General features: G+C 71.8%; 15 protein-coding genes. 7 read left to right on the top strand and 8 right to left on the bottom strand.

Features of this window, described 5'->3' with window-relative positions:
- Nucleotides 1-13 precede the first annotated feature (13 nt).
- Together HGK68_RS05285 and HGK68_RS05280 are read left to right on the top strand one after the other, a co-directional pair.
- Entirely contained in the window at nt 14-1,717 is a 1,704-nt protein-coding gene (locus tag HGK68_RS05285) for a glycoside hydrolase family 13 protein (RefSeq protein ID WP_169165011.1), read from the top strand.
- On the top strand, nt 1,714-2,619 hold the full coding sequence (locus tag HGK68_RS05280; protein ID WP_246260610.1) for a carbohydrate kinase family protein: 906 nt from the start codon (nt 1,714-1,716) through the stop codon (nt 2,617-2,619). Before HGK68_RS05285 ends, HGK68_RS05280 begins: the two co-directional genes overlap by 4 nt.
- A 76-nt stretch (nt 2,620-2,695) precedes the next feature.
- On the opposite strand, the gene dusB is transcribed toward HGK68_RS05280, so the two are convergent.
- On the bottom strand, nt 2,696-3,862 hold the full coding sequence (dusB, locus tag HGK68_RS05275) for a tRNA dihydrouridine synthase DusB (protein WP_246260608.1): 1,167 nt from the start codon (nt 3,860-3,862) through the stop codon (nt 2,696-2,698).
- 202 nt (nt 3,863-4,064) lie between these two features.
- Here dusB and HGK68_RS05270 point away from each other — a divergent pair, with 202 nt between their 5' ends.
- On the top strand, nt 4,065-5,258 hold the full coding sequence (locus HGK68_RS05270; protein ID WP_246260606.1) for a YibE/F family protein: 1,194 nt from the start codon (nt 4,065-4,067) through the stop codon (nt 5,256-5,258).
- Here the strand turns inward: HGK68_RS05270 and HGK68_RS05265 are convergent.
- Together HGK68_RS05265 and HGK68_RS05260 are read right to left on the bottom strand one after the other, a co-directional pair.
- Entirely contained in the window at nt 5,228-6,412 is a 1,185-nt protein-coding gene (locus tag HGK68_RS05265) for a YibE/F family protein (RefSeq protein ID WP_246260604.1), read from the bottom strand. The genes HGK68_RS05270 and HGK68_RS05265 overlap by 31 nt on opposite strands.
- 74 nt (nt 6,413-6,486) lie before the next feature.
- Complete coding sequence (locus tag HGK68_RS05260; RefSeq protein ID WP_169165009.1) at nt 6,487-7,872, bottom strand: glycine--tRNA ligase; 1,386 nt, start codon at nt 7,870-7,872, stop codon at nt 6,487-6,489.
- Between the two features lie 119 nt (nt 7,873-7,991).
- Between HGK68_RS05260 and HGK68_RS05255 the strand changes: the two genes are divergently transcribed.
- The 4 genes from HGK68_RS05255 to HGK68_RS05240 all read left to right on the top strand — a co-directional run bounded on the left by HGK68_RS05255 (nt 7,992) and on the right by HGK68_RS05240 (nt 11,316).
- On the top strand, nt 7,992-8,942 hold the full coding sequence (locus HGK68_RS05255; protein WP_169165008.1) for a metal ABC transporter substrate-binding protein: 951 nt from the start codon (nt 7,992-7,994) through the stop codon (nt 8,940-8,942).
- Nucleotides 8,939-9,727 (top strand): metal ABC transporter ATP-binding protein, encoded by a 789-nt coding sequence (locus HGK68_RS05250; protein WP_169165007.1) that lies wholly within the window; start codon nt 8,939-8,941, stop codon nt 9,725-9,727. Before HGK68_RS05255 ends, HGK68_RS05250 begins: the two co-directional genes overlap by 4 nt.
- Nucleotides 9,728-9,750: 23 nt before the next feature.
- Entirely contained in the window at nt 9,751-10,641 is an 891-nt protein-coding gene (locus tag HGK68_RS05245) for a metal ABC transporter permease (protein ID WP_169166961.1), read from the top strand.
- Nucleotides 10,642-10,734: 93 nt separating this feature from the next.
- Nucleotides 10,735-11,316 carry a DedA family protein gene (locus HGK68_RS05240; protein ID WP_169165006.1) on the top strand — a complete coding sequence of 194 codons (582 nt, stop codon included), beginning with the start codon at nt 10,735-10,737 and terminating at the stop codon, nt 11,314-11,316.
- 41 nt (nt 11,317-11,357) lie between these two features.
- Here the strand turns inward: HGK68_RS05240 and HGK68_RS05235 are convergent, their stop codons facing one another.
- The 5 genes from HGK68_RS05235 to leuA all read right to left on the bottom strand — a co-directional run bounded on the left by HGK68_RS05235 (nt 11,358) and on the right by leuA (nt 16,847).
- Complete coding sequence (locus tag HGK68_RS05235) at nt 11,358-11,729, bottom strand: VOC family protein (protein WP_169165005.1); 372 nt, start codon at nt 11,727-11,729, stop codon at nt 11,358-11,360.
- A 40-nt stretch (nt 11,730-11,769) separates the two neighbouring features.
- Nucleotides 11,770-12,552, bottom strand: a complete 783-nt coding sequence (locus HGK68_RS05230; protein ID WP_169165004.1) for an isoprenyl transferase — start codon at nt 12,550-12,552, stop codon at nt 11,770-11,772.
- Nucleotides 12,552-13,283, bottom strand: a complete 732-nt coding sequence (gene recO / locus HGK68_RS05225) for a DNA repair protein RecO (protein ID WP_169165003.1) — start codon at nt 13,281-13,283, stop codon at nt 12,552-12,554. The genes HGK68_RS05230 and recO overlap by 1 nt, the downstream gene beginning before the upstream one ends.
- 70 nt (nt 13,284-13,353) lie before the next feature.
- Complete coding sequence (locus HGK68_RS05220; protein ID WP_169165002.1) at nt 13,354-14,922, bottom strand: GGDEF domain-containing protein; 1,569 nt, start codon at nt 14,920-14,922, stop codon at nt 13,354-13,356.
- 176 nt (nt 14,923-15,098) lie between these two features.
- Nucleotides 15,099-16,847 (bottom strand): 2-isopropylmalate synthase, encoded by a 1,749-nt coding sequence (leuA, locus tag HGK68_RS05215; protein ID WP_169165001.1) that lies wholly within the window; start codon nt 16,845-16,847, stop codon nt 15,099-15,101.
- Between the last annotated feature and the right edge of the window lie 51 nt (nt 16,848-16,898).

Genomic DNA, 16,898 nt, shown 5'->3' with positions numbered 1-16,898 from the left:
AGGCACTCCCCCTGTGACCACGCTCGACTCCCGCACGCTCGCCGTGCACGCACCCGGACCCGACCACGGCGAGTGGTGGCGTGACGCGGTGATCTACCAGGTGTACCCGCGCTCCTTCGCCGACGCGAACGGCGACGGCATCGGCGACCTGCCCGGTATCACCGCGCGCCTGGACCACCTGGCGGCCCTCGGCATCGACGCGGTCTGGCTGTCGCCGTTCTACCGCTCCCCGCAGGCCGACGCCGGGTACGACGTGTCGGACTACCGGGATGTCGACCCGCTGTTCGGCACCCTGGCCGACTTCGACGCGCTGCTGCACCGGGCGCACGAGCTGGGTCTGAAGGTCGTCGTGGACATGGTGCCGAACCACAGCTCGGACGAGCACGTGTGGTTCCAGGAGGCGCTGCGGTCCGAGCCGGGGTCGCCGGAGCGCGCCCGCTACCTGTTCCGCGAGGGCAAGGGCGAGCACGGCGAGGAGCCGCCGAACAACTGGCAGTCGATCTTCGGCGGCCCGGCCTGGACCCGGGTGCCGGACGGGCAGTGGTACCTGCACCTGTTCGACTCCAAGCAGCCCGACCTGGACTGGACCAACCCGGAGGTGCGCGCCGAGTTCGAGTCGGTGCTGCGGTTCTGGCTGGACCGGGGCGTCGACGGCTTCCGGATCGACGTGGCCCACGGCATGGTCAAGGCCGAGGGACTGCCGGACTGGGACGGCCACGTCTCCATGATCGAGGGCACCGACGGTGACGCCAGCGGCGGCGGCGGCAACCAAGGGCCGATGTTCGACCAGGACGGCGTGCACGAGATCTACCGCTCCTGGCGGAAGATCCTCGACGCCTACGACGGCGACCGGATGCTGGTCGCCGAGGCCTGGGTGGACCCGCTGTCCCGGTTGGCGCGCTACGTCCGTCCGGACGAGATGCACCAGGCGTTCAACTTCGCCTTCCTGGCCACCGGCTGGAACGCCCCGGCGCTGCGCGAGATCATCACCGCGTCCTACCGGGTGAACGACTCGGTGGGGGCCCCGACCACGTGGGTGCTGTCCAACCACGACGTGGTCCGGCACCCGTCGCGGCTCGGCCTGCCGACCCCCGGCGACCGGCCGAACGGCATCGGTCACGGCGACCCGCAGCCGGACGAGGAGTTGGGCCTGCGCCGCGGCCGGGCTGCCACCCTGCTGCTGCTCGGCCTGCCCGGCTCGGCCTACCTGTACCAGGGCGAGGAGCTCGGCCTGCCAGAGCACACCGCCCTGGACGACGAACTGCGCGAGGACCCGGCGTTCTTCCGGACGAACGGCGCCGAGCGCGGCCGCGACGGCTGCCGGGTCCCGCTGCCCTGGGAGGCGGACGCCCCGGCGATGGGCTACTCCCCCACCGGTGCGACCTGGCTGCCCCAGCCGGAGTCGTGGAAGGCCTACGCCGCCGACGTCCAGACCGGGCAGGACGGTTCCACCCTGGAGCTGTACCGCGCCACCCTCCGTCTGCGCCGCGACCTGAACCTCGGACTGGGCGGGATGACCTGGGCCGAGAAGTACACCGACACCGACCAGGTGATCGCCTTCCGCAACGGCGACGTGCTGGTGGTGGCGAACCTCGGGTCGACCCCGGTGCCGCTGCCCGACGGCGCGCAGGTGCTGCTGGCCTCCGGCCTGCCGGGCGACCCGGCCCCGGGTGCCGAGCTGGCCGGTGACACCACGGTCTGGCTGCGCCTCGGGTGACCCTGCTCGACCACGGACGCGGGGCCGGTGACGTGATCGTCGTCGGCCCCGCGTCGTGGAACACCCTGGTGCGCGTGCCGACGCTGCCGACCGGCGGCTCGCAGACGGTGTTCGCCACCGGGCACCGCACCGCGCTGGGCGGCACCTCCGCCGGCAAGGCGGTGACCCTGACAGCACTGGGGGTGCCGACCCGGCTGCACACGGTGCTGGGCATGGACGCCGCGGCTGAACGGATCCGTGCCGCGCTGGCCCCGGTCGACGTCACCGCCTGGCCCGCCGTGGCCGGGCGCAGTGAGCAGCATCTGAATCTGATGTCCGACGACGGCGGTCGCCTGTCGGTGTACCTGGAGCTGCCCACCGCCGCGCCGGGTGCGGGTCCGACCGCCGAGCAGATCGCGGCGGCCGGCGCGGTGGTGGTCGACCTGGCCGAGTGGACGATGCCGGTGCTCGCGATGGCCCGTGCCGCCGGGACTCCGGTGATCTGCGATGTGCACGACGACGACGGCCTGGCGGCGTTCCAACGCCCCTGGGCCGACGCCGCCGACCTGGTGCTGGTCAGCGCCGACCGCCTCGCCGACCCGGTGGCCTACCTGCGCGACCGGGTGGCGCGCGGCTGCGCGCTGGCGGTGTGCACGCGCGGGGCGGAGGGGGCGCTGGCCTGTGATGCCGACGGACTGTGGCAGGTGGATCCGGCACCGGCCGTTCCGGTCGACAGCAACGGTGCCGGGGACGCGTTCCTGGCGGGTCTGCTCGCCGGACTGCTCGCGGGCCGGGACACCCCGAGCGCACTCGGCTGGGCCTCGGCTGCCGGGGCCGCCGCGGTGTCGTCGCCCGAGCTGGGCGCGCCCGATCTGACCCGCGAGACACTCGCCGCCGCCGGAGTGCGGGTCCGCCGGGCCTGAGTCCGTCGGGTCTGAGTCGGTCGGGCCTGAGTCGGTCGGGCCTGAGACGGTCGGGGCCTCGGCGGAGTCGGCCGGTTCAGCCGCCGGAGATGGACAGCTCGGCCTCGTGCAGGTGGCGGCGGAAGTCGTCGGAGAGCTCGCGGGAGTCCAACCAGCCCTCGGGCAGGATCGGGCGCTTGGGCGACCCGGCGCGCCCGCGCTGGCCCTCCGCCGCGGCACCCGGGTACGGCTGGTCCAGGTCCAGGGCGCCGAGCTTGTCGTCCAGTTCGGCGAGGGTGGACACCATCGCCAGCCCCTGCCGCTGCACGCCGCCGACCGGGTAGCCCTTGAAGTACCAGGCCATGTGCTTGCGCAGCTCGCGCATCGCCTTCAGCTCCTCGCCGAAGTGCTCGATCATCAGCTCCGCGTGCCGCCGGATGGTCGCCGCCACCTCGCGCAGCCCGGGGGTGATCCGGACGTCCGACCCGTTGAACGCCGCCTGCAGATCGGCGAACAGCCAGGGCCGACCCTGGCAGCCACGACCGACGACCACCCCGTCGCACCCGGTCTGGCGCACCATCTCCACGGCGTCCTCGGCGGACCAGATGTCGCCGTTGCCCAGCACCGGGATGTCGGTGACCGTCTCCTTGAGCCGGGCGATCGCCTCCCAGTCGGCCTGACCGGAGTAGTGCTGGGCGGCGGTCCGGCCGTGCAGGGCCACCGCGGCGATCCCGAGCTCCTGGGCGACCAGACCGGCCTCCAGGTAGGTCAGGTGGTCGTCGTCGATGCCCTTGCGCATCTTCATCGTGACCGGCACGCCGTAGGGCGCGGCGGCCGAGACCGCGGCGGTCAGGATCGCGCGGAACAGCTCGTTCTTCCACGGCAGCACCGCACCACCGCCGCGCCGGGTCACCTTGGGGGCCGGGCAGCCGAAGTTCAGGTCGATGTGATCGGCACGGTCCTCCGAGGCGATCAGGTGCACGGCGGCACCGACCGTCGCGGGGTCGACGCCGTACACCTGCACCGAGCGCGGGGTCTCGGTGGGGTCGTGCTCGATGATCCGCATCGACTCCGGCGTCCGTTCGACCAGGGCTCGGCTGGTGACCATCTCCGCGACGTACAGCCCGGACCCCGCCTCGCGGCACAGTCGGCGGAAGGCGGCGTTCGTCACGCCCGCCATCGGGGCCAGCTCCACCGGGGTGTCGATGGTCAGGTTGCCGATCCGGAGCGGGGGCAGCACGGGGGTCGCGGTCGGGGCGGTCACCGACCCATTGTCCCTCGCCGGTCCACTCGGCGCGTCCACCGATTCTTCGGTGAGGCGAAACGGCACAATCGCCCGGGTGAACTCGGCTCGCAGTGCCCGTAGTGCCCGCAGTGCCCGTAGTGCCCGCAGTGCTCGTAGTGCTCGTAGTGCCCGTAGTGCCACCCGTGCCAGCCTGATCGTCGCCGCCATCCTGATCCCGCTGGTGCTCGCCGCTGGACTGGGCATCGCCCTCACCTGGCCGGACGGCAGCACGCCGAGCGGCGGACGGGTGCTCAGCGACGTCGACGTCGACTACCCCTCGGCCACGGTCACCGCCGCCGAGCAGCAGCAGTGCCAGGGACTGCCCGAGGACCGGTTGGCCGACGGCACCATTCCCGAGTCGGTGCAGTGCCTGCGGCTGACCGCCGAGGTGACCAGCGGACCGGAGGCCGGTCGGACCATCCAGCTGTGGGCGCCGAACGCGGCGACCGACGGCGAGCTCACGCCGGGGACCCGGATCGTGGTGGAGCACTACCCCGGCACCGACGGTGACGCGGAGGTGTGGGCCTGGCACGACTACCAACGCACCCTGCCACTGGTCGCGATCGCCTTGGCCTTCGCGCTGGCCGTGGTACTCGTGGCCGGGGCTCGGGGCGCACGGGCGCTGGTCGGCCTGGTGCTGGCGTTCGTCACGATCGGCGGCTACGTGCTGCCGGCCCTGCTCGCCGACCGACCGGCGCTGCTGGTGGCCCTGTGCGCCGCCACCGTGATCATGACCGCGGTGCTGTACCTGGCGCACGGGGTGTCCCTGCGCACCTCAACGGCGCTGCTCGGCACGCTGGCCGGGCTCGGGCTGACCGCGGGCCTGGGTGTGCTGGCGGTGCACTGGGCGCGGCTGAGCACCGTCAACTCGGAGGAGAGCTACCGGCTGGCGCAGCTGCTCGGCGACTCCGGTGCCACCTCGCTGCGCGGCATCTTCCTGTGCGGGCTGGTGCTGGCCGGGCTCGGGGTGCTCAACGACGTGACGATCTCCCAGGCGTCGGCGGTGTGGGAGCTGCGGACCGCCTCCCCCACGGCGACCCGGCGAGAGCTGTTCCGCGGCGGGATGCGGATCGGCCGGGACCACATCGCGTCCACGGTGTACACCATCGCGTTCGCCTACTCGGGGGCGGCGCTGCCGATCCTGATGTTGTTGCAGCTGTACGGCATGCCGCTGTGGAGCACCCTCACCGGTGGGGAGTTCGCCGAGGAGATCGTGCGGACCTGCGTGTCGTCCATCGGCCTGGTGCTCGCGGTGCCACTGACCACCGCCGTGGCCGCCGTGGTGGCCGGGGTGCCGGGGGCCGCGACCGGACGGCATCGGGATCCGGCCGGACACGCACACCCTCACCCGACGGCGGGGACCTCGGCACGCTGAGGACCTGGCACGAGCACCGCCGCGACCGCCGTGGTGAGCGGGATCGCCAACACCAGGCCGATCGACCCGACCAGGGTGCGCACGATCTCCTCGGCGATCTCGCCGCTGGTCAGGGTGTCCAGCAGGGTCCGGTCGGACATCGCGACCAGCATCACCAGCGGCAGGGCGGCGCCGAGGTAGGCGAAGGCCACGGTGTAGACGGTGGAGGCGATGTGGTCCCGCCCGACCCGCATCCCGCCGCGGAACAGGTCCCACCGTGCGGCGGCCGGTGACAGGGCGCGCATCTCCCAGACCGCGGCTGCCTGGGTAATCGTGACGTCGTTGAGCACCCCCAGCCCGGCGAGCACGATGCCGCACAGCAGGATGCCGCGCAGATTCGCCTCCGGGGCGAGCTGGCGCAGATCCAGGGCGTTCTCCCCGCTCAGCCCGGTCAGATGGGTGGCACCGGTGGCCCAGGCGGCGAGCAGGCCGGTGGCGAGCAGCCCGCCCAGGGTGCCGAGCAGCGCGGTCGAGGTGCGCAGGGAGACCCCGTGCGCCAGGTACAGCAGTACGAACATCAGCGCGGCCGAGGTGACCAGGGCGACCGCGAGCGCCGGGCGCCCCTCGGCCAGCGCCGGGACGGTGAACCAGAGCACGCCGACCACCGACACGGCCAGGCCGAGCAATGCCCCGAGGCCGCGCAGCCGGGCCACCACCAGCACCAGCACGCCCAGCACCAGGGCCATCAGCAGCATCGGCGGTCCGCGCACGAGGTCGACGAAGATCGCGGTCGGGGTGCCGCCGGTCAGCGTGGGGTCGAGCACCAGCACCCGGATCGCGTCGCCGGGGTGCAGCACGTCCAGGTACTCGGCGCCGAGTTGGACGGTGACGGTCGTCCCCGCACCGTCCTCGGCGCTGATCGTGGCGTCCGCGGAGTCCGGGTCGACGGCGGTGACCGTCATCCGCTGGTAGCTCGCGCCGTCGGGGGCGGTCTGCAGCACCGGCAGTTCGCCGCGCGGCCACAGCACGATCAGGCCGATCACGGTGACCACCAGGGCGACCAGCAGCGAGCCGTAGACCACGGCACGGGCGCGAGGGCCGACCGGGACGTCCGGCAGGCCGGACGAGCCGTGGGAGTGGCCGTGCCCGTGACCGTCGTGGCGCGATGTGGGCACGGGGGCCGCAGACGACGACGGTCCGGCCACCGGGGTCACATCCCGGGGACCGGACCGCCAGAAGCGTGCCAGGGTCAGGCGCCGATCAGCCGGGTCGCCAGGTAGGACACCACCTGGTCCAGCGGCACCCGCTCCTGCGACATGTCGTCCCGGTGCCGGATGGTCACCGCCTTGTCCTCCAGGCTGTCGAAGTCGACGGTGATGCAGAACGGGGTGCCGATCTCGTCCTGGCGACGGTAGCGGCGGCCGATCGCCCCGGCGTCGTCGAAGTCGACGTTCCAGTTCTTGCGCAGCTTGGCGGCCAGCTCCCGGGCGACCGGGGACAGCTGCTCGTTGCGGGACAGCGGCAGCACGGCGGCCTTCACCGGGGCGAGCCGCGGGTCCAGGCGCAGCACGACCCGCTTGTCCACGCCGCCCTTCGCGTTCGGCGCCTCGTCCTCGTGGTAGGCCTCGATCAGGAAGGCCATCAGCGACCGGGTCAGACCGGCGGCCGGCTCGATGACGTAGGGCACCCAGCGCTCGTTCTTCGACTGGTCGAAGTAGGACAGGTCCTGCCCGGAGTGCTTGGTGTGGGTGCTCAGGTCGAAGTCGGTGCGGTTGGCGATGCCCTCCAGCTCACCCCACTCGGAGCCGGAGAACCCGAAGCGGTACTCGATGTCGACGGTGCGCTTGGAGTAGTGCGACAGCTTCTCGGCCGGGTGCTCGTAGTGCCGCAGGTTCTCCCGGGACAGCCCCAGGTCGACGTACCAGTCGGTGCGGGCGTCGATCCAGTGCTGGTGCCATTCCTCGTCGGTGCCCGGCTCGACGAAGAACTCCATCTCCATCTGCTCGAACTCGCGGGTGCGGAAGATGAAGTTGCCCGGGGTGATCTCGTTGCGGAAGGACTTGCCGATCTGGCCGATGCCGAACGGCGGCTTCTTGCGCGAGGTGGTCAGCACGTTGGCGAAGTTCACGAAGATGCCCTGCGCGGTCTCCGGGCGCAGGTAGTGCAGCCCCGACTCGTCCTCGACCGGGCCGAGGTAGGTCTTGAGCATCATGTTGAAGTCGCGGGGCTCGGTCCACTGACCGCGGGTGCCGCAGTTCGGGCAGGCGATCTCGGCCAGGCCACCCTCCGGGGCGCGACCCTTCTTCTCCTCGAACTCCTCGATCATCTGGTCCTCGCGGAACCGCTTGTGGCAGGACAGGCACTCGGTCAGCGGGTCGGTGAACACGCCGACGTGCCCGGATGCCTCCCACACCTTGCGCGGCAGGATGACGGCGGAGTCCAGGCCGACCACGTCGTCCCGGCTCTGCACGACGGTCTTCCACCACTGCCGCTTGATGTTCTCCTTCAGTTCCACACCGAGCGGCCCATAGTCCCAGGCCGAGCGGGAACCGCCGTAGATCTCCCCGCTCTGGAACACGAACCCGCGGCGCTTGGCGAGGGAGACGACGGAATCGAGACGGGACGGTGCTGCCACAGTGACTGCTCTCCTGAGGGGCCGAGGATCCCGCGTCTGGCTGACCCGGGGACGTTCCGCCCCAGGCTACCCGTCCTGGTGTTTTGACATCGATTCTCAACTAGATGAGAATCGATGTCATGAGAACCTCCCGCCGCGCCCTCGTGCTCACCGCGGGCCTCGCCGCCACCGGCCTGGCCCTGTCCGCCTGCTCCTCGGCGAGCGGTGGCAGCAGTGGCAGTGGGGGCAGCGGCGGCAGTGACGGCGACGGGATCGCGGTGATGGCCTCGTTCTACCCGTTGCAGTACATCGCGGAGCAGATCGGCGGCGACCACGTCAGTGTCTCCTCCCTCACCCCGCCCGGCGCCGAACCGCACGACCTGGAGCTGTCCCCCTCGCAGGTGGACCAGCTCGGCCGAGCGGACCTGGTGGTCTACCTGTCCGACTTCCAGGCATCGGTGGACGAGGCGGTGGACGCCAATCCGCCGGCGCACGTGGTGAACGCGGCCGACGACGTCACGCTGCACACCGCCGAGCACAGCGCGGACGAGGACGGCGACGAGCACGAGCACGGCTCCGAGGACCCGCACTTCTGGTTGAACCCGACGCTGCTGCCGAAGGTCGCCGACGACGTCGCCTCCGCCCTGGGTGAGATCGACCCGGAGCACGCGGACGAGTACACCGCCAACGCCGCCACCTTCGCCGACGCGATGGCCGACCTGGACCAGCGCTACACCGACGGCCTGGCCACCTGCACCGACCGCACGATCGTCACCACGCACGAGGCATTCGGGTACCTGGCCGAGCAGTACGACCTGACCCAGGTGGGTATCTCCGGCGTCGACCCCGAGGCCGAACCCTCCCCCGCCCGCCTGCGGGAGATCTCCACCCTGGTCCAGGACCAGGGCGTGAACACGATCTTCTTCGAGACGCTGGCCAGCCCGAAGGTTGCCGAGACCCTGGCCGACGAGCTCGGCGTGAAGACCGCCGTGCTGGACCCGATCGAGGGTCTGACCGACGACACGCAGGACTACGTCTCGATCGCGGATGCCAACCTCGAGGCGCTGCGCACGGCATTGTCGTGCTCGTGAACTCCGCACCCGCCGTCACCCCCGCCGTCGAGGCGCACGGCATCGACGTCCACCTGGGCGGCCAGCAGATCCTGTTCGGCGTCGACCTGGCCGTCGGCGCCGGGGAGGTCGTGGCACTGCTCGGGGCGAACGGCTCCGGCAAGTCGACCCTGGTGCGCACCGTGCTGGGCATCACCCCGCACACCGCCGGAGACGTCTCCCTGCTCGGCAAGCCGCTGGGTCCGGCCGTGCCGTGGGCGAGGGTCGGCTACGTCCCGCAACGCCTCCCGGTCGGCGGCGGCATCCCGGCCACCGCGGTCGAGGTCGTCGTCTCCGGGCTGGTGCACGGTCGGCGGCTGCGGCCGCCCCGGGGCGCACATCGCCGGGCGATGGCCGCGCTGGAGCAGGTCGGGATGACCGCCCTGGCCAAGCGCTCGGTGCTGGAGATGTCCGGCGGCCAGCAGCAGCGGGTGCTGATCGCCCGTGCGCTGGTGCGCGACCCCGAGCTGCTGGTGCTGGACGAGCCGACCTCCGGCATCGACCTGCCCACTCAGGAGACCTTCGTCCAGACGGTGCGCCGCCTGCACGCCGGAGGCACCGCGGTGCTGGTGATCCTGCACGAGATCGGATCCTTCACCACCCTGATCGACCGGGCGGTGGTGCTGCGACACGGCCGGGTGGTGCACGACGGTCCGCCGCCGACCCCGCGTGGCGAACACGCCGAACCCGGTCACGACCACACCCACCCGCACGCTGACTCCCCGCCGGAGTCCGGCACCGGTCTGTCGATGGAGGTCCTGCCGTGAGCTGGATCAGCACGTTGGGCGACATGCTCAGCTCCCCGCTCATGCAGCGCGCCCTGATCGCCGCTGTCCTGGTCGGCGCCGCCGCCCCGGTGGTCGGCACCTTCCTGGTGCAGCGCCGGTTGGCCCTGATGGGCGACGGGATCGGCCACGTGGCGCTGACCGGGGTCGCGATGGGCTGGCTGGTCGGCACCTGGGCCAGCCTGTCCCCCGCCGACACCCTGGCGATCCCCGGCGCCGTCGTCGCCGCGGTGATCGGGTCGGTCATCATCGAATGGGTGCGCGCTCGGGGCCGGACCTCCGGTGACCTGGCGCTCGCGCTGCTGTTCTACGGCGGCATCGCCGGCGGTGTGCTGCTGATCAAGATCGCCGGCGGCACCAATGCCAACCTGATGTCCTACCTGTTCGGCTCCATCGCCACCGTGACCACCCAGGACCTGTGGTGGACGGTCGGCCTGGCCGTCGGGGTGCTGGCGATCGGACTCGGGCTGCGGCAGGTGCTGTTCGCCGTCAGCCACGACGAGGAGTTCGCACGCGGGTCCGGGCTGCCGGTCACCTTCCTCAACATGATCGTCGCGGTGATGTCGGCGCTGACCGTCACGGTCGCGATGCGGGTGGTCGGTCTGTTGCTGGTCTCCGCGCTGATGATCGTCCCGGTGGCGGTGGCTCAGCTGTTCGCCGGGTCGTTCAGCCGGACGATGGGCATCGCCAGCGGGATCGGCGTCGCGGTCAGCGTGGTCGGGCTGTCGATCACCTACTGGGAGGACTACCCCCCGGGCGCCACCATCGTGCTGCTGGCCATCGCGCTGTACGCCGGGACCGCGGTGCTGCGGCCGCTGTTCGGTCGCCGCCCGGCCGTGGACCGCGACCCGCATCCCGAACTGCCGGACGACCTCGACCTGGCCCACCAGCACTGACCGGTCGCCACCCCTGGTGATCTGCGCCCGTCAGGCGATCGGGGCGGTCGACCCGCGGTCTGGACGCGAGAGCGCGACTCGTAGGATGAACGCATGACCGATATGGCGGCCGCGTACGGGATGGCCGGGTGGCCGTTCGCCGCCGTGATCGGCGCCCTGTTCGTGATCGTCCTGGCTCGCTCGCACCTGCTCTACTGGCTCGGGCGCGGGGTGTTCTCCGGCGCCGGTCGCCTCGCCGACCGGGTCGACCACCCGACCGTCCAGCCGACCGACCAGCCACCACAGCCGGGTCGCCTGCACGTCCTGCGCGCCCACTCCCAGCGACTGATGACCACCCCCACCGCTCGGCGAGCGCTCGCCCTGATCCACCGCTGGGGACCGCTGGCCGTCACCTTCGCCTACGTCACGGTCGGCATCCAGACCGCGATCTTCGTCGGCTCGGGTCTGGTGCGGATGCCCTACCCGCGGTTCGTCGTGGCCTCGATCCCGGGGTCGATCGCCTGGGCGTTCATCTGGGGCACCGTCGGGCTGGGCGCCGTCTGGGCGGCCGCGCAGTTGGCCCTGGCGTCGCCGTGGGCGCTGGTGGGTGTGCTGGTGCTGCTGGTCGCCGCGGTGGCCGGGGTGGTGACCGTCCGGCGTCGACGCGCGGCGAACGCCGTGACCGCGCCGAACTGACCTCAGCCGCGCGCGGTCACGCCGTCGGTCAGCCGGCTGCCTTAGGCGCCCTCGTGCTGGGCCAGGCAGAACTGGTTCCCGTCCGGGTCGGCCAGCACGGTCCAGCCGAAGTCGTCGCCGAACTCGCTCAGGTCCCGCTCGGCGACCAGGGTCGCGCCCTCGGCGAGCATCGACGCCACCACGGCGGCCCGGTCATCGACGGTGAAGTCGATGTGCAGTCGGTTCTTGCCCGGCGTGGGGTCGGCGACCTGCTGGAAACCGAAGGTGCTGCCACCGGGGGTCGCCACGGTGAAGAAGCGGCCACTGCCGCCGCTCTCGTCCACCGCCTCACCGCCGAGGCGGTCGGCCCACCAGGAGGACAGCGCGGCGGCGTCGGCGGAGTCGATGGTGATCATGCCCACGGTGATGCTCATGCCAGCACCGTAGAGGGCCGAACCGGACCGCCACCAGGGGTTATCCCGCGACCTCCGGGGTGTCCACGGCACCGCCGTAACGTCGGTCGCGTCGGGCGTAGGTCTCGGCCGCGCGCCACAGCGCACGGCGGTCGACATCGGGCCACGGCTCGGGGGTGAACACCATCTCCGCGTAGGCGGACTGCCAGATCAGGAAGTTGGAGGTGCGCTGCTCGCCACCGGTGCGCCAGAGCATGTCGACGTCGGGCATGTCCGGCTCGTCGAGGTAGCGGGCGATCGTCTTCTCCGAGATGCGGTCGGCCTTGAGGCGCCCGGCGGCGACGTCCTGCGCGATGGCACGGGCGGCGTCGGCGATCTCGGCCCGGCCCCCGTAGTTGACGCACATCGTCAGGGTGCAGGTGGTGTTGCCGGCGGTCATCCGCTCGGCCTCCTCCAGCTCGGTGATCACCGATCGCCACAGCCGAGGCCGGCGTCCGGCCCAGCGGACCCGGACGCCCCAGGAGTGCATGGTGTCACGCTGACGGCGGATCACGTCCCGGTTGAAGCCCATCAGGAACCGCACTTCCTCCGGCGACCGGGACCAGTTCTCGGTGGAGAAGGCGTAGGCGGAGATGTGCGTGATCCCCAGGTCGATCGCCCCGGCGACCACGTCCAGCAGCGCCGCCTCGCCGGCCTTGTGGCCCTCGGTGCGGGGCAGACCACGGGCGTTGGCCCAGCGACCGTTGCCGTCCATCACGATCGCGACGTGCTTCGGGACCAGCGCGGAGGGGATGACCGGCGGGCGGGCGCCACTGGGGTGCGGCGGCGGGGGCTGGGGGGTCATCAGATCCTCTCGACCAGGGGCAGGGAGCGCAGCTGACGCTCCAGGTGGAACTGTGAGTACGCGGAGACCAGGCCGTTGCCCTCGCGGCGGTGCCGTTCCGCGGAGGCGTCCGCCACCGACCAGTCACCGGTGATCAGCGCGGACAGCAACGCGAAGGTCTCGGGGGCGGGGGCGGGCGACCCGGGTGGACGGCAGGTGGAGCAGACGGCGCCACCGGCCGCGACGTTGAACGCGTGGTGCGGCCCGGGACGGCCGCACCGGGCGCAGTCGGTGAAGCTCGGTGCCCACCCGGCGATCGCGAGGGCGCGCAGCAGGTAGGAGTCGAGGATCAGCCCGGGGGCGTGCTCGCGCCCTGCCAGCGACCGCACGGCACCGACCAACAGCCAGTACTGCGGCAGCGCAGGTTCGTGCTCGGCCTCCACCAGCCGGTCGGCGGTCTCCAGCATCACCGCGCCGACCGTGTACAGGGCGTAGTCCTCGCTGACCTGCCGACCGTAGGAGCCGAGCGTCTCGACCTGGCTCACCACGTCCAGGTTCCGGCCGGTGCTCAGCTGCAGGTCCACGTGCATGAACGGCTCCAGCCGGGAGCCGATCCGCGAGGTGGTACGCCGGACCCCCTTGGCGACGGCACGGACCTTGCCGTTGCCGCGGGTCAGCAGCGTGACGATCCGGTCCGCCTCACCCAGCTTGTGGGTGCGGAGCACGATCGCCTCATCGCGGTAGAGGCTCACCCGACCATTGTCCGCCATGGCGCCGACACCGCGCGCGACACCCGCCGGACCGGTACAGAACGCGCACAGGTCAGACCGGCAACCCGGCGACCGTCACCCGATCGCGGCCCAGCCGCTTGGCGGTCAGCACCGCCGTGCTCGCCTCCGTCAGCACCACCGCCGCATCGAGCGCAACCGCGACCCCTACCGACACCGTGACCCGCAGCCCCGGGGCCAGCACCGACCAGTCGTGCTGCCGGACCAGGCGGACCAGATCCGCCGCCCGACGGTCCAGCTCGACCACATCGGCGTCCCGGCCGGGCAGGATCAGCACGAACTCGTCCCCGCCGTACCGCGCCAGCAGGTCCCCCGGCCCGGCCACCGAGCCGAGCAGCCGACCGAGTTCGACCAGTGCCGCATCGCCGGTGACATGAGAGAACTGCTCGTTGACCAGCTTGAAGTCGTCCACGTCGACGAAGATCGCGCTCACCGGCCCCGAGCCCTCCAACCGCTGCTGCAACGCGCGGCGATTGCCCACCCCGGTGAGCGGGTCGACCCGGGTCAGCCGGGTGGCACGGTCGCGTTCGGCCAGCAGCTCGTGCAGCCGGATCCGGGTGCGCACCGCCTCGAAGCGGTCTGCCTGCTGCGCCGCCCACCGGGAGACGGCCCGGCGGAACATGCTCCGGGCGTGCCCCAGGGCGGGGTGCGGTCCGAACCGCTCGGTGGCGATCCGCACCAGGGCCTCGTCGGCCACCACCGTCCACAGGTCCTGACCGTGATCGGCCGCCACCTCGCGCAGGTCCTCCAGGTCCTCGGTGGCCTCCTCGAACCGGGCGGCGGTGCAGGCGAGCATCCCCGACACGAAGGTCGCGACCAGCCACTCGACGCTCCCCCGGCGCGGCCACGACCGGCGCCGCAACGCCTCGATCAGCCCGGTGGCGCCCCGGATGTCCTGCAGCAGGTAGGTCGCCAGCGCCTCGAAGGCCAGGGCGAACGACTGCAGCTCGTCGTCGGCCGGTGCGACCCGGCGCAGCAGCATCGCCCGGGAGGCGAGCCGCTGCTGCACCTCACCGGCCCGCGGGTCCGCGATCAGCGCCAGATGCAGCGACCACTCGGCCAGGGCGCGCGCACCGTCCAGCACCACCATCGGCACGATCTCGGGCTGGACCACCCGCCACAGCCCGGACAGCAGCCGGTCGGCCTGCTCGTACAGCTCCACGGTGCGCAGCGCGTTCGCCAGCATCACGGTGGCGGAGACCTGGTTGTAGACGGTGCCGTCGGCGGCATCGGTCAGCACCCAGACCTCGGCGAGCACGTCGATCACCTCGTGTTCGACCCCGGTGCCCCGCAGGGCCACGGCACGGACACCGAGCGCCTTGGCGCGCCAGAACGGCCGCGGGTCGTCGCGGGTGACGGCAAGGAGTTCGTCGACCACCTCCAGCGCCTCCCACGGCCGGTGCTCGGCGACCAGCGCCCGGGCGAGCACGAACTGGGCGTACCGCCATGTCGCGTGATCACCTGCGGCGACCGCCAGCGCCGCGACCCGGCGCGACCGGGCCTCGGCCAACTCGGGGCTCCCGTGCTGCAACGCGTCGAAGCCACCCTGGGCCAACGCGTGCAACGGGCCGAATTCGGGCACCACGGCGAGCTGTCTGCCCATGGCCCCTCCCCCGATCGGCCTGCTGATGTGCCTTTGAGGATCGACCAACGCGCCCGGCTCCGGGGAGGTGGTTGGGCCTTTTCACCCGGACGCCGGGCCGAAGTCACCCGGCCCCGGGGTGGTAGCACCCCGGGGCCGGGTGGCGGATCGTCACCGCATCGGCTGCAGCGAGGGAATCAGCGCAGCGCGCGGTTGACCGCCGAGATGATCGCCTTCAGCGACGCGGTGCTGATCGACGGGTCGATGCCGGCACCCCAGAGCGTCTGATCGCCGACCGCGCACTCGACGTAGGCCGCGGCGGTCGCGTCGCCACCGGCGGACAGCGCGTGCTCGGCGTAGTCCAGCACCTGCACCTGGACCCCGACCTCGCCCAGCGCCGCGACGAAGGCGGCGATCGGGCCGTTGCCGGCGGCGTGCACCGTGCGCTCGACGCCGTTGTCCACCAGCTCGACGGTCAGGTCGGCGCGGCCGTCCTCGGTGGTGGTGATGCTGGTGCCGCGCAGCGCGAACCGGCCCCACGGTGCCAGGTCGCTCGCCGCGTCCACCGGCAGGTACTCATCGGTGAAGATCCGCCACAGCGCGTCGGCGGTGACCTCGGTGCCGGAGTCGTCGGTGTGGTGCTGGACCACCTGGGAGAACTCGATCTGCAGACGACGCGGCAGGTCCAGGTCCTTCTCGGACTTCATCAGGTAGCTGATGCCGCCCTTACCGGACTGCGAGTTGACCCGGATGATCGCCTCGTAGCTGCGGCCCAGGTCCTTCGGGTCGATCGGCAGGTAGGGCACCGCCCACACGATGTCGTCCACGCTGGTGCCCTCGGCGGTCGCCCGGACCTCCATCGCGTCCAGGCCCTTCTTGATCGCGTCCTGGTGCGAGCCGGAGAACGCGGTGAACACCAGGTCGCCGCCGTAGGGGTGGCGCTCGGGGACCGGCATCTGGTTGCAGTGCTCGACGGTGCGCCGGATGTGGTCGATGTCGCTGAAGTCGATCTGCGGGTCGATGCCCTGGCTGAACAGGTTCATCCCCAGCGTGACCAGGCAGACGTTGCCGGTGCGCTCCCCGTTGCCGAACAGGCAGCCCTCGATCCGGTCGGCGCCCGCCAGGTAACCCAGCTCGGCCGCGGCGACCGCGGTGCCCCGGTCGTTGTGCGGGTGCAGCGACAGCACGACGTGCTCGCGGTAGTGCAGGTGCCGGCTCATCCACTCGATGGAGTCGGCGTAGACGTTCGGGGTCGCCATCTCCACCGTGGCCGGCAGGTTGATGATGACCGGACGCTCCTCGGTGGGCTGGAAGACGTCCATCACCGCGTTGCAGATCCGGACGGCGAACTCCAGCTCGGTGCCGGTGTACGACTCCGGCGAGTACTCGTAGAAGACCTCGGTGTCCGGGATGGTCTCCTCGTACTTCTTGCACAGGTGCGCGCCGTCAACGGCGATCCCGATGATTCCCTCAGGGTCACTGCGGAACACCACCTCGCGCTGCAGCACCGAGGTCGAGTTGTACAGGTGGACGATCGCGCGCTTGGCGCCGGCGATCGCCTCGTAGGTGCGCTCGATCAGGTGCTCACGGGCCTGGGTCAGCACCTGGATCACGACGTCGTCCGGGATGCGGTCCTCCTCGATCAGCATCCGCACGAAGTCGAAGTCGGTCTGCGAGGCGGACGGGAAGCCCACCTCGATCTCCTTGTAGCCCATCTGGACCAGCAGCTCGAACATCGCCAGCTTCCGGGCGGCGTTCATCGGCTCGATCAGGGCCTGGTTCCCGTCGCGCAGGTCCACGGCGCACCAGCGCGGGGCGGTGGTGATCTGCCGGGTGGGCCAGGTGCGATCCGGCAGCTCGACCCGGATCTGGTCGGCGAACGGTCGGTACTTGTGCACCGGCATCCCGGACGGGCGCTGGGCGGTGGCTTCGCTGTACGTGCTCATCAGATGGTCCCTCGTTGGTCGCTGCGGGTGAGCCGGGCATGCCGAACGCCG

It is taken from the genome of Cellulomonas taurus (assembly GCF_012931845.1).
Lineage (GTDB): Bacteria > Actinomycetota > Actinomycetes > Actinomycetales > Cellulomonadaceae > Cellulomonas > Cellulomonas taurus.
This window is presented reverse-complemented; position numbering and strand designations above follow the sequence as displayed.

What these genes read in the sequence shown, in the direction of transcription:
- HGK68_RS05255 (WP_169165008.1), top strand. Translation starts at nt 7,992, where the DNA reads ATGAGAACCTCCCGCCGCGCCCTCGTGCTCACCGCGGGCCTCGCCGCC.
- HGK68_RS05245 (WP_169166961.1), top strand. Translation starts at nt 9,751, where the DNA reads ATGCTCAGCTCCCCGCTCATGCAGCGCGCCCTGATCGCCGCTGTCCTG.
- HGK68_RS05240 (WP_169165006.1), top strand. Translation starts at nt 10,735, where the DNA reads ATGACCGATATGGCGGCCGCGTACGGGATGGCCGGGTGGCCGTTCGCC.
- HGK68_RS05235 (WP_169165005.1), bottom strand. Translation starts at nt 11,729, where the DNA reads ATGAGCATCACCGTGGGCATGATCACCATCGACTCCGCCGACGCCGCC.
- HGK68_RS05230 (WP_169165004.1), bottom strand. Translation starts at nt 12,552, where the DNA reads ATGACCCCCCAGCCCCCGCCGCCGCACCCCAGTGGCGCCCGCCCGCCG.
- HGK68_RS05220 (WP_169165002.1), bottom strand. Translation starts at nt 14,922, where the DNA reads ATGGGCAGACAGCTCGCCGTGGTGCCCGAATTCGGCCCGTTGCACGCG.
- leuA (WP_169165001.1), bottom strand. Translation starts at nt 16,847, where the DNA reads ATGAGCACGTACAGCGAAGCCACCGCCCAGCGCCCGTCCGGGATGCCG.